The organism is Mesorhizobium sp. LCM 4577 (assembly GCF_001854795.2).
Taxonomy (GTDB): Bacteria; Pseudomonadota; Alphaproteobacteria; order Rhizobiales; family Rhizobiaceae; genus Mesorhizobium; species Mesorhizobium plurifarium.
The window spans coordinates 806047-827609 of record NZ_MDDU01000001.1; the positions used below are offsets into that span (position 1 = coordinate 806047).

General features: G+C 64.8%; 19 protein-coding genes. 8 read left to right on the top strand and 11 right to left on the bottom strand.

Translation table 11 applies throughout. The features are described from left to right. Position 1: 1 nt before the first annotated feature. Complete coding sequence (locus LCM4577_RS03840; protein WP_071036394.1) at positions 2-640, top strand: isoprenylcysteine carboxylmethyltransferase family protein; 639 nt, start codon at positions 2-4, stop codon at positions 638-640. Here the strand turns inward: LCM4577_RS03840 and mutS are convergent, their stop codons facing one another. Continuing rightward, positions 641-3376 (bottom strand): DNA mismatch repair protein MutS, encoded by a 2736-nt coding sequence (gene mutS, locus LCM4577_RS03845; RefSeq protein WP_071069679.1) that lies wholly within the window; start codon positions 3374-3376, stop codon positions 641-643. Positions 3377-3528: 152 nt separating this feature from the next. Here mutS and LCM4577_RS03850 point away from each other — a divergent pair, with 152 nt between their 5' ends. Both LCM4577_RS03850 and LCM4577_RS03855 read left to right on the top strand, forming a co-directional pair. Further along, a complete protein-coding gene (locus tag LCM4577_RS03850) occupies positions 3529-4710 on the top strand; it encodes a glycosyltransferase (protein WP_071069898.1) in 1182 nt (393 codons plus the stop codon). Between the two features lie 101 nt (positions 4711-4811). Next, positions 4812-7091 carry an NADP-dependent malic enzyme gene (locus tag LCM4577_RS03855; RefSeq protein WP_071069896.1) on the top strand — a complete coding sequence of 760 codons (2280 nt, stop codon included), beginning with the start codon at positions 4812-4814 and terminating at the stop codon, positions 7089-7091. A gap of 93 nt (positions 7092-7184) precedes the next feature. Here the strand turns inward: LCM4577_RS03855 and LCM4577_RS03860 are convergent, their stop codons facing one another. From LCM4577_RS03860 to LCM4577_RS03870, 3 genes are all read right to left on the bottom strand, one after another. After that, positions 7185-8306, bottom strand: coding sequence for a porin (locus LCM4577_RS03860; RefSeq protein ID WP_041001293.1), 1122 nt, complete (start codon positions 8304-8306; stop codon positions 7185-7187). Positions 8307-8677: 371 nt separating this feature from the next. After that, positions 8678-9388: an antitoxin Xre/MbcA/ParS toxin-binding domain-containing protein gene (locus LCM4577_RS03865; protein ID WP_040988619.1), complete on the bottom strand. Its 711-nt coding sequence runs from the start codon at positions 9386-9388 to the stop codon at positions 8678-8680. A gap of 234 nt (positions 9389-9622) precedes the next feature. Beyond that, complete coding sequence (locus LCM4577_RS03870; RefSeq protein WP_040988616.1) at positions 9623-10615, bottom strand: adenosine kinase; 993 nt, start codon at positions 10613-10615, stop codon at positions 9623-9625. Between the two features lie 278 nt (positions 10616-10893). Between LCM4577_RS03870 and LCM4577_RS03875 the strand changes: the two genes are divergently transcribed. Together LCM4577_RS03875 and LCM4577_RS03880 are read left to right on the top strand one after the other, a co-directional pair. After that, positions 10894-11796 carry a DMT family transporter gene (locus tag LCM4577_RS03875; protein WP_040988614.1) on the top strand — a complete coding sequence of 301 codons (903 nt, stop codon included), beginning with the start codon at positions 10894-10896 and terminating at the stop codon, positions 11794-11796. A gap of 152 nt (positions 11797-11948) precedes the next feature. Beyond that, a complete protein-coding gene (locus LCM4577_RS03880; protein ID WP_041001300.1) occupies positions 11949-12644 on the top strand; it encodes a sulfate transporter family protein in 696 nt (231 codons plus the stop codon). Here LCM4577_RS03880 and LCM4577_RS03885 read toward each other — a convergent pair. From LCM4577_RS03885 to LCM4577_RS03905, 5 genes are all read right to left on the bottom strand, one after another. Next, a complete protein-coding gene (locus LCM4577_RS03885) occupies positions 12641-13447 on the bottom strand; it encodes an isocitrate lyase/phosphoenolpyruvate mutase family protein (protein WP_071069681.1) in 807 nt (268 codons plus the stop codon). The two genes, LCM4577_RS03880 and LCM4577_RS03885, sit on opposite strands and share 4 nt — an antisense overlap. A gap of 79 nt (positions 13448-13526) precedes the next feature. Next, positions 13527-14381 (bottom strand): hypothetical protein, encoded by an 855-nt coding sequence (locus LCM4577_RS03890; RefSeq protein ID WP_071069683.1) that lies wholly within the window; start codon positions 14379-14381, stop codon positions 13527-13529. 84 nt (positions 14382-14465) lie between these two features. Next, a complete protein-coding gene (locus tag LCM4577_RS03895; RefSeq protein WP_071069686.1) occupies positions 14466-15125 on the bottom strand; it encodes an HAD family phosphatase in 660 nt (219 codons plus the stop codon). Continuing rightward, positions 15126-15611, bottom strand: coding sequence for a dUTP diphosphatase (gene dut / locus LCM4577_RS03900; RefSeq protein ID WP_071036386.1), 486 nt, complete (start codon positions 15609-15611; stop codon positions 15126-15128). 310 nt (positions 15612-15921) lie between these two features. Further along, positions 15922-16392, bottom strand: a complete 471-nt coding sequence (locus LCM4577_RS03905) for an Lrp/AsnC family transcriptional regulator (protein WP_071069688.1) — start codon at positions 16390-16392, stop codon at positions 15922-15924. Between the two features lie 115 nt (positions 16393-16507). Between LCM4577_RS03905 and LCM4577_RS03910 the strand changes: the two genes are divergently transcribed. From LCM4577_RS03910 to LCM4577_RS03920, 3 genes are all read left to right on the top strand, one after another. Then, a complete protein-coding gene (locus LCM4577_RS03910) occupies positions 16508-16762 on the top strand; it encodes a DUF6356 family protein (RefSeq protein WP_071036384.1) in 255 nt (84 codons plus the stop codon). 15 nt (positions 16763-16777) lie between these two features. After that, a complete protein-coding gene (locus tag LCM4577_RS03915; protein WP_071069690.1) occupies positions 16778-17581 on the top strand; it encodes a class II glutamine amidotransferase in 804 nt (267 codons plus the stop codon). A 153-nt stretch (positions 17582-17734) separates the two neighbouring features. Continuing rightward, on the top strand, positions 17735-18535 hold the full coding sequence (locus tag LCM4577_RS03920; protein ID WP_040988600.1) for a class II glutamine amidotransferase: 801 nt from the start codon (positions 17735-17737) through the stop codon (positions 18533-18535). A gap of 36 nt (positions 18536-18571) precedes the next feature. On the opposite strand, the gene LCM4577_RS03925 is transcribed toward LCM4577_RS03920, so the two are convergent. Continuing rightward, positions 18572-19642, bottom strand: coding sequence for an FAD-binding oxidoreductase (locus tag LCM4577_RS03925; RefSeq protein WP_071069692.1), 1071 nt, complete (start codon positions 19640-19642; stop codon positions 18572-18574). Between the two features lie 68 nt (positions 19643-19710). Continuing rightward, the gene (locus LCM4577_RS03930; protein ID WP_071069693.1) at positions 19711-21519 is read right to left on the bottom strand and encodes a winged helix-turn-helix domain-containing protein; all 1809 of its coding nucleotides are present in this window, start codon (positions 21517-21519) and stop codon (positions 19711-19713) included. Positions 21520-21563 lie beyond the last annotated feature (44 nt).

Sequence of the window (21563 nt, forward strand, 5' to 3'; positions counted from 1 at the left end):
AATGCAGAAGATGCCGCTCCCCCCGACGGTTTTTCAACAGGGCAGAAGGATGCGCTTCCTTTGGCTGGCTGCGCCCGTCGTCCTGGCGCCGGCCCTGCTTGCGCAGAGTGGGTGGCCGCAAGGCAGCGCCTTTCGAGAAATGCTGGAATTTGCGGGTACCGTGCTGATCCTCATCTGTATCGGCGGCCGCTGCTGGGCGTCGCTCTACGTTGGCGGGCGCAAGAACCGTGAACTCGTCACAACCGGCCCCTACGCCTATACGCGCAACCCGCTCTATTTCTTCTCGGCCCTTGGACTGGCCGGCGTCGGGTTGACATTCGGGTCGCTGATCCTTTCGGCGGCTCTTTTTGTCTTCACCAGCCTGGTCTTTTCCTATGTCGCGATGCGCGAAGCGATGGCGCTGGATGCGATCTTTGGCGAGGCCTATTGGCGCTATCGTCGAAGCGTGCCCGCCTTCTTTCCCCGTCTGCGGCGCGATGATAACGATGTTTCGGGCCCGTCTCCCGTCACGTTCGATTCGACGGCGTTGAGGCGGACCGCCATCGACGGCTCTTACTTCCTTGCAGCGATACTGGCGGTCGAATTGCTCGGCTGGCTTCAGTCGGCAGGGCTGGTGACGCCGATGTTCCGATTGTTCTGATCACCGGCTCGACAGTCCCTTCAGCCGGTAGAGTGCCTCCAGCGCCTCGCGCGGTGTCATCTCGTCGGGATTGATCGCGCCGAGCGCGTCGCCCAGCGCGTCGCTCTTGACCGGCTTCGGCGCTTCGCGTTTCATCGCCACCGAAAACAGCGGCAAATCGTCGACCAGCCGATTGGTCTTGCCCGAAACCTCGCCCTCTTCCAGCTGATGCAGAACCTCCTTGGCGCGGGCGACRACCGCCTCGGGCAGGCCGGCCAGTCGCGCCACCTGCACGCCGTAGGAGCGGTCGGCCGCACCCTTGCCGACCTCGTGCAGGAAGACGACGTCGCCTTCCCATTCCTTGACCCGCATGGTGACGTTGTGAAGCCGCGGCAATTTGCCGGCCAGCGCCGTCATCTCGTGGAAATGCGTGGCGAAGATCGCCCGGCAGCGATTCTTCTCATGCAGATATTCGACGGCCGCCCAGGCGATCGACAGGCCGTCGAAGGTTGCGGTGCCGCGGCCGATCTCGTCGAGGATGACCAGCGCCCGCTCGCCTGCCTGATTAAGGATCGCCGCCGTCTCGACCATCTCGACCATGAAGGTCGAGCGGCCGCGCGCCAGATCATCCGAGGCGCCGACGCGCGAGAACAGCCGGTCGACGACGCCGATATGGGCGCTCTCAGCCGGCACGTAGGAGCCGGTCTGGGCAAGGATCGCGATCAGCGCATTCTGTCTGAGGAACGTCGATTTACCGCCCATATTAGGGCCGGTGAGCAGCCAGATCGCGCCGGCCTTGGTGCCGCCTTCGGGCGACAGGTCGCAATCATTGGCGACGAACGGCCCTTCGCCGGAACGCCTGAGCGCCTGTTCGACCACCGGATGACGCCCGCCGGCAATCTCGAAGGCGAGGCTCGAATCCACCAGCGGCCGGCACCAGCCCTCGCTCTCGGAAAGCAAAGCCAGCGCCGACGAAACATCCAGCGCCGCTAGTGCGTCGGCGCCAGCACGGATCCGTTCGGCCTCGCCCACCACTTCCGCCGTCAGCCGGTCGAAGGCGGCGAGCTCGATGCTCAGCGCCCGGTCGGCGGCGTTGGCGATCTTCGATTCCAGCTCCGCCAGTTCCGTCGTGGTGAAGCGCATGGCGTTGGCCATGGTCTGACGATGGATGAAGCGCGCTTTGGCGGCGTCGCTTCCGGTCATGAGCGAATGGTGGTTGGCGGTAACCTCGATGTAGTAGCCGAGCACATTGTTGTGCCGGATCTTCAGTGAGCGAATGCCGGTTTCCTCGATCAGCGAACGCTCCAGCCCTGCGATCACTTTTCGCGATTCATCGCGCAGCGCCCGCATCTCGTCGAGCTCGGCATTGTAGCCAGACCGCACGAAGCCACCGTCACGCTTGATCAGCGGCAGCTCGTCGTCGAGCGCCTCGCTGAGGTGGCGGGCGAGCGCCTCCGGCAAGGCCTTGATCGCGGCCAGTGCCGCGGCGAGCTCGGCGGGCAGGGCGGCCGCCGCGAACAGTTCGGCGATCGCGCCGGCCGCTTCGAATCCGGCGCGCAGCGCGCCCAGATCGCGCGGACCGCCGCGGTTGAGCGCCAGCCTGGACAGCGCCCGCGGCATGTCGGCGACGCTTTTGAGGCTCGTCCGCAGGCCCTGGCAAAGCCTTGTCTCGGTGCGGAAGAACGACACCGAATCCAGTCGGGCTGCAATCGCCTCTGGATCGGTCAGCGGTGCCATCAGCCGGTCGGCGAGCAAGCGCGCGCCGCCTCCGGTCACGGTGCGGTCGATTGCCTTGAACAGCGAGCCGTCGCGGCTGCCGGACAGCGTGCGCAGCAATTCCAGATTGGCGCGCGTCGCCGGGTCGATGAACAGTGTCGAGCCCTGCTCCTCGCGCTCGGGGCGCGACAGCGGCGGCCGTTCGGCCTTCTGCGTCTTCTCGACATAGGCGATGGCGCCCGAGATCGCCGACAGTTCGGCGCGCGAGAAGGTGCCGAAACTGTCCGGCGTCGCGACCTCGAAGAAGCGCGCGATCCGTCCCGTGGCCGAAGCCGAATCGAACAGCGACGGCGGCTGGGGATTGGCGACCCGGCCGAGAACGTCGAAGACCGGTCGCAAGTCCGGATCGTGGAAAACCGGTTCGGCGACGATCAGCTCGCGCGGATCGACGCGGAAGATGTCGGCAAGCAGCCGCTCGGCGCTCGTCTCGGCAACGCGGAAGGCGCCGGTCGAAATGTCGATCCAGGCCAGCGCAAAGCCGGCCTGGCTGGCCGCGGCGCCGGCCTTGACGCGGCCGAGCGCCATCAGGAAGCTAGATTCCGAGGGCGCAAGCAGCTTGTCCTCGGTGATGGTGCCCGGCGTGACCAGCCGCACCACGTCGCGCCGCACCACCGATTTGGAGCCGCGTTTCTTGGCTTCGGCCGGATCCTCGATCTGCTCGCACACGGCGACGCGAAAGCCTTGCGCTATCAGCTTTTGCAGATAATCGTCCGCGGCATGCACCGGCACGCCGCACATCGGTATGTCGTGACCCTGGTGCTTGCCGCGCTTGGTCAGAACGATGCCCAGCGCCTGGCTTGCCTTCTCCGCATCGTCGAAGAACAGCTCGTAGAAATCGCCCATGCGATAGAACAGCAGCGAATCCGGGTTTGCCGCCTTGATCTCGATGAATTGCTCCATCATCGGCGTGACGCCGCCCGCGGCGGGCGCAGGCGTCGTCGTTTCCTGGATGTCGGTGTCTGTCAGCATGTGCATGTTCATCCCCGGACGCTAGCAGAAGTAGCAGCCCGGTTTAATGCCGGCGGCGCGAAAAGCAGGGGAAGACTGGTGGCGGCCGCCGCGATGGAAACCCGGTTGCGCCGGGCCGGCCGGGCACTCTATGGTTCCCTTGGGGCAAGGCGGCGGGGTCTTTGGTGGATCGCGACAAGCAGGAGACTTTCGACGAAATGGTCGGCCCGGTCGGCTCGACCGCCGAGCGGCTCTGGCTGCTGGCGACGCGGCGCGCCCATCGAACCGCGAACAAACTGAGGGTTTCGGCGCGCAAGCGTTTTCCTTATATCCTGCCGGCGCGCGGCCCTTTGTCGGATCTCGACGGCGGCATCGAGATGTCGGCGCATATATTCAGCCGCGATCCGCTGGTGCTGTATATCCCGGTCGGCGGACCTCGTCCGCTGTATCCATTGGCCGCTATGGGCCGGCGTCTCGGCGCGCGTCGTGTCACCTTCCTGCTGATGCCGATGTGGACGATGGAGAGGCCGGCCGTCGTCGCCCAGATGGGCCGCGACCTTGCCTGGTACGCCAAGCGTTTTCCTCTTCATGAGGTCGTCTTCCTCTGCAACAACGAGGAAGAGCGTCGTCTCATCGCCGCGGTCGGCGGCAATGCCATGTTCTCCAATCACAATCTGATGATATCCGAAGACGTCTTTCGGCCCTTGCCGGACGTGCCGGTCGAGTTCGATGCCGTCTACAACGGCCGCATCTCGCCGATGAAACGCCATTATCTCGCTTTCGAGATCGACCGGCTGGTCCACGTCACCTATTCGATCGGCGAATTGACGCCGCCGGCCGCGCGCGCCTTCATTCGCCGCCTCCAGGCGCAATCGCCACGTCACCGGATCGCCAATCCGCTTGTCGACGGCCTGCCCGGCAGATTGACCTCCGCCGAGGTCAACCATGTCTACAACCAGGCCGCGGTGGGGCTGTGCCTGTCCGCCGTCGAAGGGGCGATGTATTCCAGCATGGAGTATCTGATGGCCGGGCTGCCGATCGTCAGCACGCCCAGCCTCGGCGGGCGCGACGTCTATTTCGATCCAGACTATTGCCTGATCGTCGAGCCTGAGCCTACGGCCATTCGTCGCGCCGTCGAGCGGCTTCGCGATCGCGCCATTCCGCGCGAGGAGATTCGCGGCAGGACGCTGGAAAAGGTTCGCGCGCAGCGCCTGGAACTCACGGCTTTCCTCTCGGCGCTTCTGCGCCGCAAGGGCAGCAGCGCTCCCCCGTTGGAGACATGGCCGTTCTCCGGCACGGAGGGCTTGATGCGCTGGGCCACCGTGCGGGAAATTGCCGCGCTCGTCGGCGAGCCGGACCGGGCTTGATCGCTTGGCCGTTTACAGCGCTGCCGTGTAGCCTTAATCCGAAGACGCATAAACACGCGCCTGCCTCAAGGGTGCGCGAAGGTGAGGAAATCAAAAGCATCATGGCTAGGAAAACCGAAAGCAGCGGCCCCTCCGTCAGCCCCGAGGAGGCGTTGGAGTTCCACGCCATGGGACGGCCCGGCAAGCTGGAGATCGTCGCCACCAAGCCGATGGCGACGCAACGCGATCTGAGCCTCGCCTATTCGCCCGGCGTCGCCGTTCCGGTGCGCGCCATCGCCGAGGATCCGAGCCGCGCCTTCGACTATACGGCGCGCGGCAACATGGTCGCCGTCATCTCCAACGGCACCGCCATCCTCGGCCTCGGCAATCTCGGTGCGCTGGCGTCCAAGCCGGTGATGGAGGGCAAGGCGGTGCTGTTCAAGCGCTTCGCCGATGTCGATTCCATCGACCTCGAAGTGGCGACCGAGGACGCCGACGAGTTCATCAATTGCGTGCGCTTCCTCGGGCCTTCCTTCGGCGGCATCAATCTCGAGGACATCAAGGCGCCGGAATGCTTCATCATCGAGCAGCGGCTGCGCGAGCTGATGGACATTCCCGTCTTCCACGACGATCAGCACGGCACCGCCATCATCTCGGCCGCCGGGCTGATCAACGCGCTGGAGATCACCGGCCGCGACATGAAGACCACGAAGATGGTTTGCAACGGCGCGGGCGCCGCCGGCATCGCTTGCATCGAGTTGATGAAGGCGATGGGCTTTCCGCCCGAAAACGTCATCCTGTGTGACACCAAGGGCGTGGTCTTCCAGGGCCGCACCGAAGGCATGAACCAGTGGAAGTCGGCACATGCGGTCAAGACCGATTTGCRCAGTCTCGCCGAAGCACTGGATGGCGCCGACGTCTTCCTCGGCCTTTCCGCCAAAGGCATGCTCACTCCCGCCATGGTGCAGTCCATGGCGAAGAATCCGATCATCTTCGCTATGGCCAATCCCGACCCGGAGATCACGCCGGAGGAAGTGGCCGAGATCCGCACCGATGCCATCATGGCGACCGGCCGCTCGGACTATCCCAACCAGGTCAACAATGTGCTGGGCTTCCCCTACATCTTCCGCGGCGCGCTGGATGTGCGCGCCACCACCATCAATGACGAGATGAAGATCGCGGCCGCCAGGGCGCTGGCAGAGCTGGCGCGCCAGGACGTGCCGGACGACGTCGCCGCCGCCTACCAGGGCAACCGGCCGAAATTTGGCCCCAACTACATCATCCCGGTGCCGTTCGATCCGCGCCTTATCTCGGCGATTCCGCTGGCGGTGGCGAAGGCGGCGATGGAATCCGGCGTCGCCCGCAAGCCGATCCTCGATCTCGACCGCTACGCGCAGGAACTGTCGGCGCGCCGCGATCCGATCGCCTCGACCCTGCAGCGCATCTACGACCGCGTGCGCCGCCAGCCCAAGCGCATCGTCTTCGCCGAGGGCGAGGAGGAGCAGGTGATGCGCGCCGCCGTCTCCTATGTGAACCAGAAGCTCGGCACCGCGATCCTGCTCGGCCGCGACGATGTCATCAAGGACAATGCCAGGAATGCCGGCATCGACCTGAACAAGCCGGGCCTCGAGATCATCAATGCCAGGCTGTCGCGCCGCAACGGCATCTACACCGACTATCTCTACGAGCGCATGCAGCGGAAGGGCTTCCTGTTCCGCGACTGTCAGCGCCTGATCAACAACGACCGCAACCATTTCGCCGCCTGCATGGTGGCCCTGGGCGACGCCGACGGGATCGTCACTGGCGTCACCCGCAACTATTCCACCGCGCTCGACGATGTGCGCCGTGTCATCGACGCCAAGCCCGGCCACCGCGTCATCGGCGTGTCGATCGTGCTCGCGCGCGGCAGGACGGTGCTGGTCGCCGACACCGCCGTGCACGACATGCCGAATGCGGAACAGATCGCCGACATCGCCGAGGAGGCAGCCGGGTTCGCCCGCCGCATGGGTTATGAGCCGAGGCTCGCCATGCTTGCCTATTCCACCTTCGGCCATCCGCAGGGCGAACGGTCCGAGCGTGTGCAGGAAGCGGTGCGCATCCTCGACAAGCGCCGCGTTGATTTCGAGTATGACGGCGAGATGGCGGCCGACGTGGCGCTGAACCCGCGCGCCATGGCGCAGTACCCGTTCATCCGCCTGACCGGCCCGGCCAATGTGCTGGTGATGCCGGCATTCCACTCAGCCTCGATCTCGACCAAGATGCTGCAGGAACTCGGCGGCTCGACCGTCATCGGCCCGCTGCTGGTCGGCCTCAACAAACCGGTCCAGATCGTGTCCTTGAACGCCAAGGACTCCGACATCGTCAACATGGCGGCGATCGCGGCCTACACGGCGGGGAATTGACGGACAGCAGTTCGACCGTTTCTTTTGCTTGAGCCAAAGAAAAAGGCCCGCGGCAATGCCGCGGGCCTTTCCTTTTGAGATATTTACGCTCGATCAGAAGGTGCGCTGGAAGCGGACGATGCCGCCCCAACTGTTCTTCTTGTCGGCTTTGGTGAAGTTGAAATCGTCGGCCTGGCCGAACTTGCCGTCATGGTAGTAGTCAACTTCGGTCGTGACCGTGAAGCCGGGAACGGGCGTGTAGGCTACGTTTGCCGCGACGGCGAGGTTCTTGGCGTCGTCAGCCGAGACCTGGAGGTTGAAGGCGGTCTTGGGGTCGAATTTGTAGGTGCCGCCGCCCCAGACGGCCCAGTTGCCGCCCCAGGGCTTGTAGAAGCCGCGACCCTTGGCGTGGTCGACGAAGTTGTCGTCGGTGCCGTAGCCGCCCATGATGAACAGCGACAGGTCCTTGGTGACGTTGACGTCCAGGCGGACCTTGCCGGCTACTTCCTCGTAGTTGCTGTCATAGGCCACGACGCCGGTGATAGCGCCCCAGTCGCCCTTGTACTTGAGGCCGCCGACGACATGCGGAACGTAGCTGTCGATCGTGCCGGCGATGAGGACGGCGCCGCTGCTGGTGGTGACGTCGGCACCCTCTTCGAGCGAGACCACGCCCGAGAAGCCGCTGCCGGCGTCGAAATAGTAGCTGACGACGTTGGTGACCTTGATGCCGTACGGGATGATCGTGTCCTGCACGACGTTGCCGGCATAGCCGATGAACTGGTCGTAAGGTGTCTCATCCACACCGACGCGCAGGCCGCCGAGCTGGACCCAGCCGAATTCCAGGTTCACCGCCGACGCGCCATCCTTGAAGTTGAAGCGGGTCTCGGTATAGGTCTTCAACGTGCCGAGCTCGGTCTCCTGGCCGGTCCAGGTCCTCAGTGCGAAACGAGCATTCTTTTTCCAGCTGTTCTGCGGGTCGCCGTCCATGACGTCCTTCGTCTTGCGGCCGTCGAGGGTGCCGGGATCGCCGAAGCCGGCGTCATAGCGGATGTAACCGCCGACGCGCAGGCAGGTCTCGGTGCCGGGGATGTAGAAGTAGCCGGCGCCATAAACGTCGCAGATCTTGACGTATTCGGCCGGTTCCGGCTCGGCGACGGTCACCGCGTCGGCGGCGCGCGCGCCCGAAACTGCGATCAGCGCCGCAGCGGAGCCGAGAAGAAGGCTCTTGATGTTCATTTTCTTGAATCTCCAGTCAAAGGTTCAAGACAGGCCTGACATGCCGTTCGGCTTTTGCCACCCCCGTCCCCATCGTTGAAAAAGTCGCGCACCGGCGCCGCTTCTTCGCCTTGGACATGGCTTAATCGGCCGTCACGTACAACAGAGATTGTGTCTGAAAGGCGGATTTTTGACTCTTAGAAAGGTCTTGTTGCCAAAACATCACGTTATATATTTGTAAAAATGGCACATTTTGCACAATCTATACAATCGAAACACGCGAAAAGGCATCGGAATGTGCAAAATGTGCCAATTATTACAGATTTATGACAATGAGTTTGCCGGCTAAATTTACGATCGGATAACGCGAAAATGCGGCTCCGGCAGAACGGTCAGGACAGGGCGCGTGCGGCGCCGATCACGTCCTCGACCATGTCTTCCCTCAGCATCTCGATGGGGACGCGGCCGTCGAGCTCGGGCGAGGGTCGGCTCAGCCAGAACCAGGCAAGCCTCGGATTGGCGATCGCCGAAAGCACGTCGCCGATCCCCGGAACCGGCCTGCCGTCGATGAACTGGGCCAAGGGGAAGACATGCTTGCGGCCGCCCTTGCGCAGGGCAACGACCTCGCCGCGTCTTTGCCAGCGATGCAGCGTGGAGCGTGGGATGCGCAGCTTCTCTTCCAGATAGGTCGAGCCGGCGACCTCGCCGGCCCAATCCTCGATCAGCATCGATTGAAGCTCCACGGCTCGCTCGGCAATCGGCCGGGCTGCAGGCCTTCCTGTCTCCGATTTTGGCGGTGAGCGCTCGAGGGCGCGGTCGGACATGGCCGAACCGTCGCTTGCGACCTTGTCCGTCATCGCACGAAAGAAGTCGGAGGCAAGGTCGGTCCACTCACCCTTGAAGGAGCTCATGGCAAGGCGCTGTGCTGGCGGCAGGAAGGGGAGGGCGGCAGCCACATGGCCGGCGATCCTGCTTGCTGAAGCCAGCGCCTCGGCGTCCAGCATAACGCCATGCCGCATCAGCGCCTGTTGCACGGCTTCGGCCATAAGGCCTGCCAATGCCTCTTGTGAAATCCCGTCGGACGGGTTCTGGAATCTGCTCATGAATCTGTCTTGCGGCCCGCGCTCCTCCCCAAGCGCCGGCGGTTGCTGAAAATTCTATTGCGAAAAACAGGAAACGCGACGGCATCGGGCCCCACGGCCCGGCAGCTTGCTGGCTTGCATCTTTACACCCCTGGTTTGGCGTGCCGAAATGTCAGTCGCGGAACGCCCCACACTGCCTGTATGAGCGCTCTGTGACAGGCGTGCGACAAGCAAGCTGCGGCGTCGAAGCCGTCGCTACAGCAGCCCGGCCTGCTCGGCCTCGCGGCGCAGGTTCTGGCGTGGGCGCGGGCCGATCTGCTGGATCACCAGCCCGGCGGCCAGCGAGCCGAGGTCGCCGCAATCCTTGAGGCTGCGCCCGGTCGTGTAGCCGTAGAGGAAGCCGGCGGCATAGAGGTCGCCAGCGCCGGTCGTGTCGACCAGTTCCTTGATCTTGGTCGCCTCGATGGTAACGGTTTCGTCGCCGCGCACGATCACCGAGCCTTTTTCGGAACGGGTGACGGCGGCTATCCTGCAATCCTTGCGGATGGCCGCGAGCGCCTCCTCGAAAGAGGCGGTCTGGTAGAGCGACTTGATCTCGTGGCTGTTGGCAAAGACGATGTCGACGGTGCCCGACCGCATCAGCTCGAGGAACTCGTCGCGGTAGCGGTCGACGCAGAAGGAATCCGACAGCGTCATCGACACTTCGCGCCCCGCCGCATGCGCCAGCCTGGCGGTCTGCCGGATCGCTTCCTTGGCGCGCGGCGGATCCCACAGATAGCCCTCGAAATAGGTCACCTTGGCGCCGGCGGCCTTGTCGGCCTCGACGTCTTCCGGGCCAAGCTCGACGCAGGCGCCGAGATAGGTGTTCATCGAGCGCTCGCCGTCGGGCGTGACGAAGATCATCGAGCGCGCGGTCGGCGGTTCGCCCGCGAGCGGCCTGGTGTCGAAGGCAACGCCCTGGGCGTGGATGTCATGGGTGTAGATGCCGCCCAATGCGTCGTTCGACACCTTGCCGAAGAAGGCGGCGCGCCCGCCGAGACTGGCGACCCCGGCCGCCGTGTTGCCGGCGCTGCCGCCGGAAGCCTCGATCGCCGGTCCCATGCGGCTGTAGAGCAATTCGGCGCGCCTGGCGTCGATGAGGTTCATCGCTCCCTTGATGATGCCGTTGGTCTCGAGAAAGGCTTCGTCGCACTGCGCGATGATGTCGACAATGGCATTGCCGATGCAAAGCACGTCATATTCCGGCATCAAAATCTCCGCCAAGGGCCAATCAGGCTTCCGGCCGGCTATCTGGCATGCTGGCCGGGCGCGGGTCTAGCGACTTGGCGCTGCTTTGCCTACCCCGAAAATCGCCATCGTCTTCCGTGACGCCGGCCTCGGCGCCGATTGTTCGCCGGCTGCGGCAGCGTTCGCATCGAACTGGCTCATATCAGCGGCGGCGCTGGCGACTAAGGTTCCGCCGCGATCGAAGCGTCTTTGCGGCGTGGTGAGCTACAAGCGGATCGTTTCCGCAACGGAAGGCAGAAATGTCCGAAAAGACCGAAATGTCCACCGACCTTGCGCTGCTCGGCGTCCTGGCGGTGCTGTGGGGCGCTTCCTACACTTTCATCAAGATCGGCGTCGAGACGATCCCGCCCGTGACCTTCATCGCCGCCCGGACCCTGATCGCCGGGGCCATTCTCCTCACCGTCATCCGCTGGCGCGGCCTTGCCATGCCCGCCGACCCGGCGACGTGGCGCCGGTTCGCCTTCCAGGCCTGCCTCAACAGCGTCGTGCCGTTCACGCTGATCGCCGCCGCCGAGCGCTCGGTCGATGCCGGCCTCGCCACCATCCTCAACTCGACATCGCCGATCTTCACCTTCCTGCTGACGGCATTGATCACGCGCCATGAGCCCGTAACGATGCGCAAGCTGGTCGGCGTCGGCGCCGGCATCGTCGGCATCTGCCTCATCATCGGCACGCAGGCGCTCGGCGGGCTTGGCCATCAATTGTGGGCGCAGCTTGCGATCGTCATCGCGACGGTCTCTTATGCCGGGGCGGCGATCTTCGGCCGCGGCTTCAAGGGCCTCGATCCGATGATACCCGCCGCGGGTTCGATGCTTTGCGGCGCCGTCATCCTTGTTCCGCTGAGCTTGGTCGTGGACCAGCCGTGGACGCTTGCGCCGTCGGCCGCATCGATCCTGGCCCTGCTCGGCCTGTCGGTCTTCTCGACGGCGTTGGCCTTCGTCATCTATTTCCGCCTGATCCACACGCTGGGCTCTGTCGGCACCACTTCGCAGGCCTATCTGCGCGTGCCGATCGGCGTCGGCATCGGCGCCGTCTTCCTCGGCGAAAGCCTCGGGGCCACGGCATGGGTCGGCATGGCCTTCGTCGTCGCCGGCGTCGCGGCCATGACCATTCCGGCACGGCAGGTCAAGCTTGCGCGATAACGCATGTCGCCCAAAAGCGTGACGCGGTTGGGATAACCGACATGCATCGAGACAAAAGCCGAACCGCGTCGACGCGACGCGCTTTGGTTGCCTCCGGGAAGAAGCCCGCCTATCTCGGGGATGACATTTCTCGATAAGGGCCTGGACCTGCCGTGATCCTAGACGCTGCCCGCGCCGCCGCCAGCCGGCTGTTCTCGCCTGAATTCCGCGCCGTCTTCCTGAAGACGCTGGGGCTGACGCTGCTCGCTCTGCTGGCGCTTTGGCTCGGTCTGGAGAGCCTGCTCGAATGGCTGGCCTGGCCATGGCTGCAAACGCTGCTGCCTGGTCTGCCGTCCTGGGCCGGGTGGCTGGGCGGCATCATTGCCGGCATCGTTCTGGCTGTGGGATTGGCCTTGCTCGTCGCGCCGGTGACAGCGATCGTCGCTGGCCTGTTCCTCGACGATATTGCCGAAGTGGTCGAGCGCACCGACTATCCCAACGACCTGCCCGGCCGCGCCATGCCGGCGCTGCAGTCGCTTGTGCTGGCGGTCAAATTCTTCGGCGTGGTGGTCCTCGGCAACATCGTCGCGCTGCTCTTGCTTCTGGTGCCGGGCATCAACATTGCCGCTTTCTTCATCGTCAACGGCTATCTGCTCGGCCGGGAGTTCTTCGAGTTCGCCGCCATGCGCTTCCGGCCCGAGGCCGAGGCCAAGGCGCTGCGCCGCAAACATGCCGGCACGGTGTTCCTGGCCGGACTGGTCATTGCCCTGTTCCTGGCCGTGCCGCTGCTCAACCTTCTGACGCCGCTTTTCGCGGCCGCCATGATGGTGCATCTGCACAAAGCGGTTTCGGCGCGGCTGCCGGTTTAATCGGTGTCGCCGCTGCGGAAGAGCGCCTGCAGCTTGCCGAACGGCATCGCCGCGCGGGTGAAGCCGAAAGTGCCGTCCTGCTGGATTTCGCGCGCTGCCGTCTCCAGCATGCCGTAGGCGAAGTTGGTCAGCCATGGTCCGAGCGAGATGCGCTTGACGCCGGCCATGGCAAGGTCGGCGATGGTGAAACCGGGTCGGGCCATCACATTGACCGGCCGGCTCACCGACGAGCAGATCGTGCGCACCATTTCGACGTCGCCGATGCCCGGCGCATAGAGCACATCCGCGCCGGCCTTCTCGAAGGCCTGCAGCCGCTTGATGGTGTCGTCGAGGTCGGTCTTGCCCCACAGGAAATTCTCGGCCCGCGCGGTGAAGACGAAATCGTGCTTGAGCGCCCGGGCCGCCTCGACCGCGGCCGCGACGCGTTCCACGGCGTGCGAGAAATCGTAGATCGGGTTGGCGGGGTCGCCGGTGTGGTCCTCGATCGAGCAGCCGGCAAGACCGGCGGCTTCGGCCGCGAAGATGGTCTCGGCGGCCTGCTCGGCGCTGTCACCCTTGCCGCGCTCCAGATCGGCCGAAACCGGCAGGTCGGTCGCCGCCGTCACCTCGCGGCAATGATGGATCATGGCCTCGAAGGTCACGGCGCCGTCCGGCAGGCCGCGCGAGAAGGCGAAGCCGGCGCTGGTCGTCGCCAGCGCCTTGAAGCCGAACGAAGCGAGAAGCTTGGTCGTGCCTATGTCCCAGGGGTTGGGCATGACGAAGGTGGAGGCATGCAGATCGCGAAAAATCTTGCCCTTGTCCATGGCGGATCCTCAATCATGATCGGGGTTGTGAGGGAAATCTATCGCGGTCGCTCGAACCGGGCAAACGAATGCGTCTGGCTCAGAAGCGTTTCTCGTTCTCTGCTGACAAACGCTTGAAGGCGTCCGAGCCCGCCACGTAGCGCGACGTTTGTCTGTTCCAACGGTAGGTGACGGATATGTCTTTTGATGACGCCTTGGGTGGCGCGTCGTCGCAGCTTTCCCCGCTCGGCACCGTTGCGTCGGTAACCGTGACCTTGATGGCCGCATGGGGCTGGCCACCCCCAACGACGTGGAATGCGATATCCTGCTTGCGACTATAAGCGCATAGCCTTTCATCGAACGTGTAGATCATGTCGATCAGCTCGAACTTGTCGTTGCGCACCATGATCAGCGGCGTGATCACATAACCCTGGCTCGAATTGAAATGCGTGCTCATGGTGATCAGCACGTCGTCCCCGGGGCCGACGGGCAGTTTGTTCGGTTCGCGGAAATAGGTGCTGCGATCGACGGCGACATTGACGGCATCGAGCAGCGCCGGCTTGCCGGCCAGATCGTAGAGCGCCAGCACAGCATAGCCTTCGGCACTGTCGGGAGAGTCGCCGAGATCGAACAGCACGGCCAGCCGGTCCTTGCCGCCGGCCTTGATGGCGAGCACGGCGGCGTTGGGCAGGCTCGATGTCTCGGGCGGCGAGCCCCCGCTATCCGGACCCGCAATGTGGCGCATCTCGATCGGCAAGGTGCCGTGGTATAAGCCGTCGGCATTCGACGCCAAGTCGGGGATGACCATCCTGGCGAGATCGAGATAGGTGACGTCTTTCTGGCCCGGGATGGCGCTGCCAAGGTCCGGAAAGCTGACCTCCTCCGCGCCCGCCGAGGCCCACGGCCAGGACAGCAGCACAAGAGCAAGGGCGAGGCGAAGCAAAGTGGGTTTCACGCGTGGGCAGCTTCTTGTCCGACGCTGCAGGCTAGCACGGAAGATTTCGCCGTACAGCATTTCGCCGTACAGCCGAGTGTCCGATCAGCGGATCGGTACCAGCCCTGCCAGTTGGCGCATGTCGTCGAACAGGATGYCGCCGGCCGCCGCCAGGCCGTCGCGGTCGGAGAATGGATCGGCGTGATAGGAGAACACCCGCATGCCGGCGGCGATACCGGCCTTGGTCCCCGCGACGCTGTCCTCGATGACGATGCAGTCGGCCGGCGCGAAGCCCTGCGTCCCTGCCGCGTGGAGAAACAGGTCCGGGAACGGCTTGCCTCGGCTGACCATGGTGGACGAGAACATCGCATGCTCGAACAACGGCAGGAGCCCGGTCTGCCCGAGCGTGATGTGCATTTTCGACACCCGCGCCGAGGAGGCGACGCAATAGTCGATACCGGCCGCGCGGACTGCCTCGACGAACTCACGAACATAGGGGATCGCCTCGACGCCGTGCGAAAAAAGATCCGGCAGGCCGGCATTCCAGCGCTCGACGAAATCGGCGCCGAGCCTGGCCTCGGTCGTCTCTTCGATCTCTTTCTGCACCGAGACCATGCTGCGGCCGGAAAAATGCTTGCGGCAATATTCGAATGTGGTCGCAAAGCCGGCATCGGTCAGCCATTCGGCGAGGCGCCGATTGGCAAGGTTCTCGGTGTCGACCAGAACCCCGTCGCAGTCGAAGATGACCAGCTTGGGTATTGCCATTCAAGCGATGCCGGTCGACCCGAACCCACCGGTACCGCGCGTCGTGCCGCCGGCCAGTGCCCGCTCCTCGACCGTGATCTGGGTCACGGCGGCGAAGACGATCTGGGCGATGCGCATGCCGCGCGTCACCGAGAAATCCTCGTCGCCGAGGTTGACGAGCAGGACTTTCACCTCGCCGCGATAGTCGCTGTCGACGGTGCCGGGCGAGTTGAGGACGGTGAGCCCATGCTTGAAGGCAAGGCCCGAGCGCGGCCGCACCTGGCCTTCCACGCCTTCCGGGATTTCCAGGACAAGCCCGGTCGGCACCAGCGCGCGTTTCCCCGGCAGGATGAGCAGCGGCCGGTCTTCCGGAACGGCGGCGCGCAAATCCATACCGGCGGCGCCCGCGCTCTCATAGGCCGGCAGAGGCAGGCCCTCGCCATGCGGAAGCCTGACGAAACCGACGGTGGGGCCGATGACGGAGGAAGGATGGACAGCCGTGCGCATGAGCCCACTCGTATCGTCGCGAATGCCGATTCGGTCAACTCGGGATCAGAGCCTATCAACGCCTTTCTTTCTGGCGTGACTATGGCATCGCCGCCAATTTTGGCGAGAATGCTCATCGCTTCGTCATCCACGGGCGGTGCATGGAGCGAAGCGACGCGCGTAGACCCGACGATCCATTCCGTGACATGCGAGCGCCGCTCACGGTGCCGAATTTTGCTTCGCTGCAACCTTCGATCAAGGTCCCGGCATGGATTCCAGGGTCTCCGCGACGGAGCTTCGCTCCTGCTTCGCCCTGGAATGACGAAGTTCGTCAGCGCAGTTCCACCGGCACCACGGTCGTCTCCTTGATCTCCTCCATGACGAAGGAGGCCGAAACGTCCGACAGCGCCACCTTGGCGATCAGCCGCTGGTAGAGTCGGTCATAGGCTTTCACGTCGGCGACGCGGGCCCTCAGCACGTAATCGAGGTCGCCCGACATGCGGTAGACGCCGGTGATCTCGGTAAAGCCGGTCACCGCCGCGCGGAATTTCTGCAGCCAGTCCGGGTCGTGGTTGGAGGTGCGGACCAGGATGAAGACCGAGAGACCAAGCCCCAGCTTGTCGGCATCGACCAGCGCCACGCGCCCGGTGATGACGCCGTCCTCCTCCAGCCGCTTGACGCGCCGCCAGCAGGCATTGCGCGACAGCGCCACGCGCTCCGACAGCTGGTCGACCGAAAGCGTGCCGTCGCGTTGCAGCTCGGCCAGCAATCTTCGATCGATCTCATCGATTTCCGTCGGCACATTGGGATGAATGTCTCACAAAATAGCAAAAAGCAAGGACGAATTAGGACCGATGCACCCCAGCCGTATGACATGGTATCCATCATCGAGACCTAATCCGGCAGGAGGGACCACCATGACGACACGGTTTACGGCACTGTTCACGGCTCACCCGGAGAAGGTCGGCGAGACCTATTTTGGCCACATGGCCTTTGCCGCCTGGTTCTGCTCGCGCCTGTCGATGGCAGCGGCCGCCGCGCTCGTTCACGCTTTCTTGCCGTTTCTGTTCGAAACTACGGCGAGCCGAATCGTTCGTGAGCTCTATGAGCGCACGCACAACAGAGGTTCAAATGCGGTCAAGGAGCCGGCGGCTCTGATGGATCGCGCCTGATAAAGGTGGAGTGCGATGTGCCGGTGGGCGGCCTATCTGGGTGAAGCGGTCTTCCTCGAAGACATCATCACCGCGCCCTGCCACTCGTTGATCGCCCAAAGCCACTGCGCCCAGGAAGCCAAGTCGCCGACCAATGGCGACGGCTTCGGCCTTGCCTGGTATGGCGACCGGTCCGAGCCTGGGCTCTATCGCGACATCTTGCCGGCATGGTCCGACCCCAATCTGAAAAGCCTGTGCCGGCAGATCAAGTCCGGCCTGTTCCTCGCCCATGTGCGCGCTTCGACCGGCGGCGCCACCAGCCGCATGAACTGCCATCCTTTCGTCTCCGGCCGCTGGTCCTTCATGCATAACGGCCAGATCGGCGGCTTCGAAAAGATCCGCCGCGCGCTGGAAAACTCGCTTTCCGATGAAGTCTTCGATCAGCGCGAGGGCACCACCGATTCCGAGCTCTTTTTTCTCCTGATGATCGACCAGGGGTTGGCCGGCGACCCGTTGGGCGCGGTCTCGAGGGCAACCGGCCGCGTCATCGAAGCCTCGCGCCGCGCCGGCATTGAGCCGGCTTTGAAGCTCACCGCGGCCTTTTCGGATGGGCAGGCGCTTCATGCCGTGCGCTACGCCACCGACGGCCATGCGCCAACGCTCTACACCGGCGCCTTCGCGAGGCGCGCCGGTCGTTGCATCGTCTCCGAGCCCTTCGACCGGGACGGCGGCGACTGGCAGGCGATCCCGCCATCGAGCTTCGTCACCATGACAAAGGCCGGCACCGACATCCGCCCGTTCGCGCCGGCAGCGGGGAAGCTGGCAATGGTCGTCGGCTGATGAAAATTCCCGAGCTGCCGCATTCAGGTAGAGATCAGCGAAACGTAAGCGCTGCGTAAGGACGCCCAATCTCCTTCCTGTCATCTGTGACGCTCGACGGGCCGCGAATTCCTTCGCGCGCTCAAAGACGCATCGACAGAGGATCACAGGACAATGTGCAGGTGGGCAGCCTATCTCGGCGACGCGATCTTTCTGGAGGATGTCATCGCCGCACCCTCCCATTCGCTGATCGTTCAAAGCAGCCAGGCGCGGGAGGCGAAATCGCCGACAAATGCCGACGGCTTCGGCGTGGCCTGGTATGGCGACCGCCCGGAACCCGGGCTTTATCGCGATGTTCTGCCGGCCTGGTCCGACACCAATCTCAGGAGCCTTGGACGCCAGGTGAAATCCGGCCTGTTCCTGGCCCATGTGCGCGCCTCGACAGGCGGCCTCACCAGCCGCGCGAACTGCCATCCCTTCGTCTCGGGTCGCTGGTCGTTCATGCACAACGGCCAGATCGGTGGCTTCGAGAAGATCCGTCGGGTGCTGGAGAATTCGCTCTCCGATACGTTGTTCGAACAGCTCGAAGGTACCACGGATTCCGAACTCTTTTTCCGCGTGATGCTCGGCGAAGGCCTGGCGCAGGATCCGCAAGGCGCCGTGTCGCGCGCCACCGGCCGCGTGCTCGAGGCAGCGCGCCGGGCCGGCATTGAGCCGTTCCTGAAACTGACCGCCGCCTTCAGTGACGGAAGGGCGCTTCACGCGGTTCGCTACGCCACCGACGACCAGGCGCCGACGCTCTACACCGCTGCCTTCGCCCGGGGCGTCGGCCGCTGCATCGTCTCGGAACCGTTCGATCGCGACGGCCGGACTTGGCATGAGATTCCGCAGTCGAGCTTCGTGACGATGACCCGCGACACCACCAGCATCCGGCCCTTCGCGCCGGCGACGTCCCGGTGGGCGCTGGCAAGCTGAGGTCTCGGCACGGCGGCTGCCGCCGTCAGCCGGCTACTAAACGAAGCGCGACAGAGCATAAGGCGCGAGCAACGCATCACGCTCGCCGTCGAGGATTTCGCGGGTGGCGAACAGCCCCACGGCCGGCGCCAGCGTGATGCCGGAATGGGTGACGGCGATGTAGAGGCCGCCGACGCCTTCGGCGCGGCTGACGATCGGGAAACCGTCGGCCGGCGTCGGACGGTAGCCGATGGTGTGGAAGTCGAATTCCAGCCCGGCGGCGTCGCGCAGCATTGCTTTCGTCGCGGCGAACAGTTCGCGCGCGGCGGCTTCCGGATGGTCGCCCGGATCGCCGCCGCCGAAATCGGAGCCGGCGATGATGCGTCCCTCGGCCGTCTGGCGCATGTGCAGTCTGTCGGCCAGCACCAGGCCGTTGAGCAGCTTCCTCGAAGGGCGCGAGTGCACGATCAGGCCCGGCGGGGTCTCGATCGGCAGCTTGATGTCGGCGGTTGCGGCGATCGCCGGCGCCCCGGCGCCAGCAGCGATCACCAYGTCGTCCGCCCCGATGGTTTCGCCCGAAACGACAACGCCCGTGACCTTGCCGTTGACCAGCGCCACCCTGTCGACGGTACCCGTGACGATCCGCGCGCCACGCCGCTCCGCGTCCGCCAGCAGCGCCTTCGTGGTCGCCGCTGGCTCGGCCACGCCTTCCTGGGCAACATAAAGTGCAAAGTCGGGAAGTTCCGCCAGGTTGGGCTCGATACGCGCCGCTTGTTCGCGCCCGACCCGCTCGATGCCGTATCCCCAGGATGAGTGCTCGACCGCGTAGGCCTCGAGCCTGTCCGCGGGCAGGTCCCAGCACAGGCCGCCGCACCAGGCGAGCGGCAGCCCCGGCAGGTCGTTCGCCAGCCGTTTCCATTCGGCCATCGCGCGGATGCGTAGCCGGAAATAGGTTTCCGGATTGCCCCAGCTTGCGTTGATCCAGGCAAAGGAATTCGGCGTTGCGACACCGCCGGCACCGCCTGTCGAGACGACCGTCACGCATGCGCCGGCTTTCGTCAGATGCCAGGCGATCGAGGCGCCGATGATACCGGCTCCGATGACGATGACTTGCTTTGCGCTGCTCATGCCGGACCTTTTGGGGGAGGTTTCCACCGTCATGCCATCGCACCGGCCAGACCTCAAGCGAGAAGCGGCTATTCGCCGCCCACCGTGAGCGCCTGCGCGCCGGCAATCAGGTCCTTCAGCTTTTCGCAGCGCCGCATGAGCCGGGAAGAGTCCACTTTCTTCGCGGCCGCCAGCGCTGTGCCGAGCTCTAGTTCCGCGCCGGAACGATCGCCGATCTTGATGAGAAGCGCGGCGAGCGACAGCCTGGCGTCGGCGACATTGATCGGCGAACCGACCTCGTTCCAACGGGAGCATGCGATCTGCAGTTCACGGGCGGCCTCGGCGAAGCGCTCTTCCAGCATGAAAAGCTCCGCCTTGGCTTCCGCAGTCAGCGCCTGGACAGACGCCATCGGCCAGCGCTGCGGCTGCGTCTCCAATTCGGCAATCACCTCTTTCGCCCGCTCGCGCCGGTTGGTGCACGCCGCCACCTTGGCCAGAGTGGCAAGGACCATGCCCCGCCGCTGCAGGGTCGGCCAGCCGTTGCCCACCAAGGAACGTTCGAGAGCGCTGAAAGCGGCCTCCGCCTGTCCCTGCTCGAGCTGCAGCAGCGCTAGCCCGGGCTGCGGATCCCAGCCCGCCGCATGTGACGCGCGATAGGCCGTTTCGGCCTCCGTGAACTCCCCGGCCGCGAGGTGGATATCACCCAGCACGCGCAAGGCGTCACCGGTTGCCCAGGGCGCGTCGAGGGCGAGCTGGTCGAGTGCCGCGCGCACAAGCGCCTCCGCCTCCTTCAGCGTGCCATGAACGCCGAGCACTTCGGCGCGATGCAGCCGGCACGAGCCCGAAAGGTCTTCCAGCCCATGTCCTCTGCACCAGTCCTCGTAGCCGAGCGTCCATTGATTGGCGCGCGACCAGTCGCCGAAATTCCGGCAGGCCCACAGGATGTTGCAGTAGAGAATGCCGCCGACGATCGGGTCGACGTCGCTGGACAGGCCGAGCGCCGCGGCAAGGTCCTGATCCTCCTGCCCGGCCTTGGTTTCACCGAGACATAGTTTGAAGAAGCCGCGATAGATGAGGCCGAGCGACTCCACCACCGGATCGTCGAGGTGCCTGCCGACCGCGAAGGCCTGCTCGGCCAGCGCAAGCGCCTGTTCCGGCTCGGCTTCCGCGCCCATGATGCGCGCCCCCATCCAGCACCAGAGGCCGTGCTCCCTGCTGTCGGAAGCGGTATCGATCAGCTGCGCGGCGCGCTTGTGCCAGCCTTTGGCGACGGCAAGCTCGCCTCTCTCGAGATGGATCCTGGCAAGGGTGATTGCCGGGGAAGCCGCGCGCAGGCGCTCGCCGGCGACGCCGTAAGCCGTCACCGCGCGCGCCAGGAGCGGGATGGCTTCGGCCGGACGCCCCATGCATTCCAGCGCCAGGCCCCATTCTTCGAGGTCGGGCGTCAGCAGCTCGTCGGCGGCATCCGCTTTTGCGAAGGAAGCCGCTGCCTCGTGCCATTTTCTGCCTGCAACGGCCGCGCGTGCCGACAGGATTGATGAGCCAAGGCTGGAAGGCTTGCCGCCCGCATCGGCGGGCCTGCGTTCCGAAATCGACGGCTGATCGAGGCAAATCCGGTAGCCGAAACGGGGCAGGTTGCGCAGCGCCGCCTCCATGCCGCCCTGTCTAAGGATGCCGCGGGCAAGGCTCGCGACACGCTGCAGCGAAGCTTCGGTCACCGTCACGCCGGGCCACAACGTCTCAAGCAGCTCATCCTTGCTCATGGCCCGGTCTTGGTGCCGCAGCAGGATGGCGAGGAAATCGAAGACCAGGGGCTGCGCCTCGATCTCGCTTCCGGCGAGACGAAGGGCACGGGAATCCTCATTGAGCTCGAAGTCCCCGAAGCTATAAATTCCCATCGGCAGCAATCCCCGTAACGACAATGGGCAAAGGATCAGAAGAA

Coding starts and splice junctions, on each gene's coding strand:
- LCM4577_RS03910 (WP_071036384.1), top strand. CDS start 16,508: ATGACGACACGGTTTACGGCACTGTTCACGGCTCACCCGGAGAAGGTC.
- LCM4577_RS03885 (WP_071069681.1), bottom strand. CDS start 13,447: ATGGACAAGGGCAAGATTTTTCGCGATCTGCATGCCTCCACCTTCGTC.
- LCM4577_RS03870 (WP_040988616.1), bottom strand. CDS start 10,615: ATGCCGGAATATGACGTGCTTTGCATCGGCAATGCCATTGTCGACATC.
- LCM4577_RS03930 (WP_071069693.1), bottom strand. CDS start 21,519: ATGGGAATTTATAGCTTCGGGGACTTCGAGCTCAATGAGGATTCCCGT.
- LCM4577_RS03840 (WP_071036394.1), top strand. CDS start 2: ATGCAGAAGATGCCGCTCCCCCCGACGGTTTTTCAACAGGGCAGAAGG.
- LCM4577_RS03865 (WP_040988619.1), bottom strand. CDS start 9,388: ATGAGCAGATTCCAGAACCCGTCCGACGGGATTTCACAAGAGGCATTG.
- dut (WP_071036386.1), bottom strand. CDS start 15,611: ATGCGCACGGCTGTCCATCCTTCCTCCGTCATCGGCCCCACCGTCGGT.
- LCM4577_RS03920 (WP_040988600.1), top strand. CDS start 17,735: ATGTGCAGGTGGGCAGCCTATCTCGGCGACGCGATCTTTCTGGAGGAT.
- LCM4577_RS03875 (WP_040988614.1), top strand. CDS start 10,894: ATGTCCGAAAAGACCGAAATGTCCACCGACCTTGCGCTGCTCGGCGTC.
- LCM4577_RS03860 (WP_041001293.1), bottom strand. CDS start 8,306: ATGAACATCAAGAGCCTTCTTCTCGGCTCCGCTGCGGCGCTGATCGCA.
- LCM4577_RS03915 (WP_071069690.1), top strand. CDS start 16,778: ATGTGCCGGTGGGCGGCCTATCTGGGTGAAGCGGTCTTCCTCGAAGAC.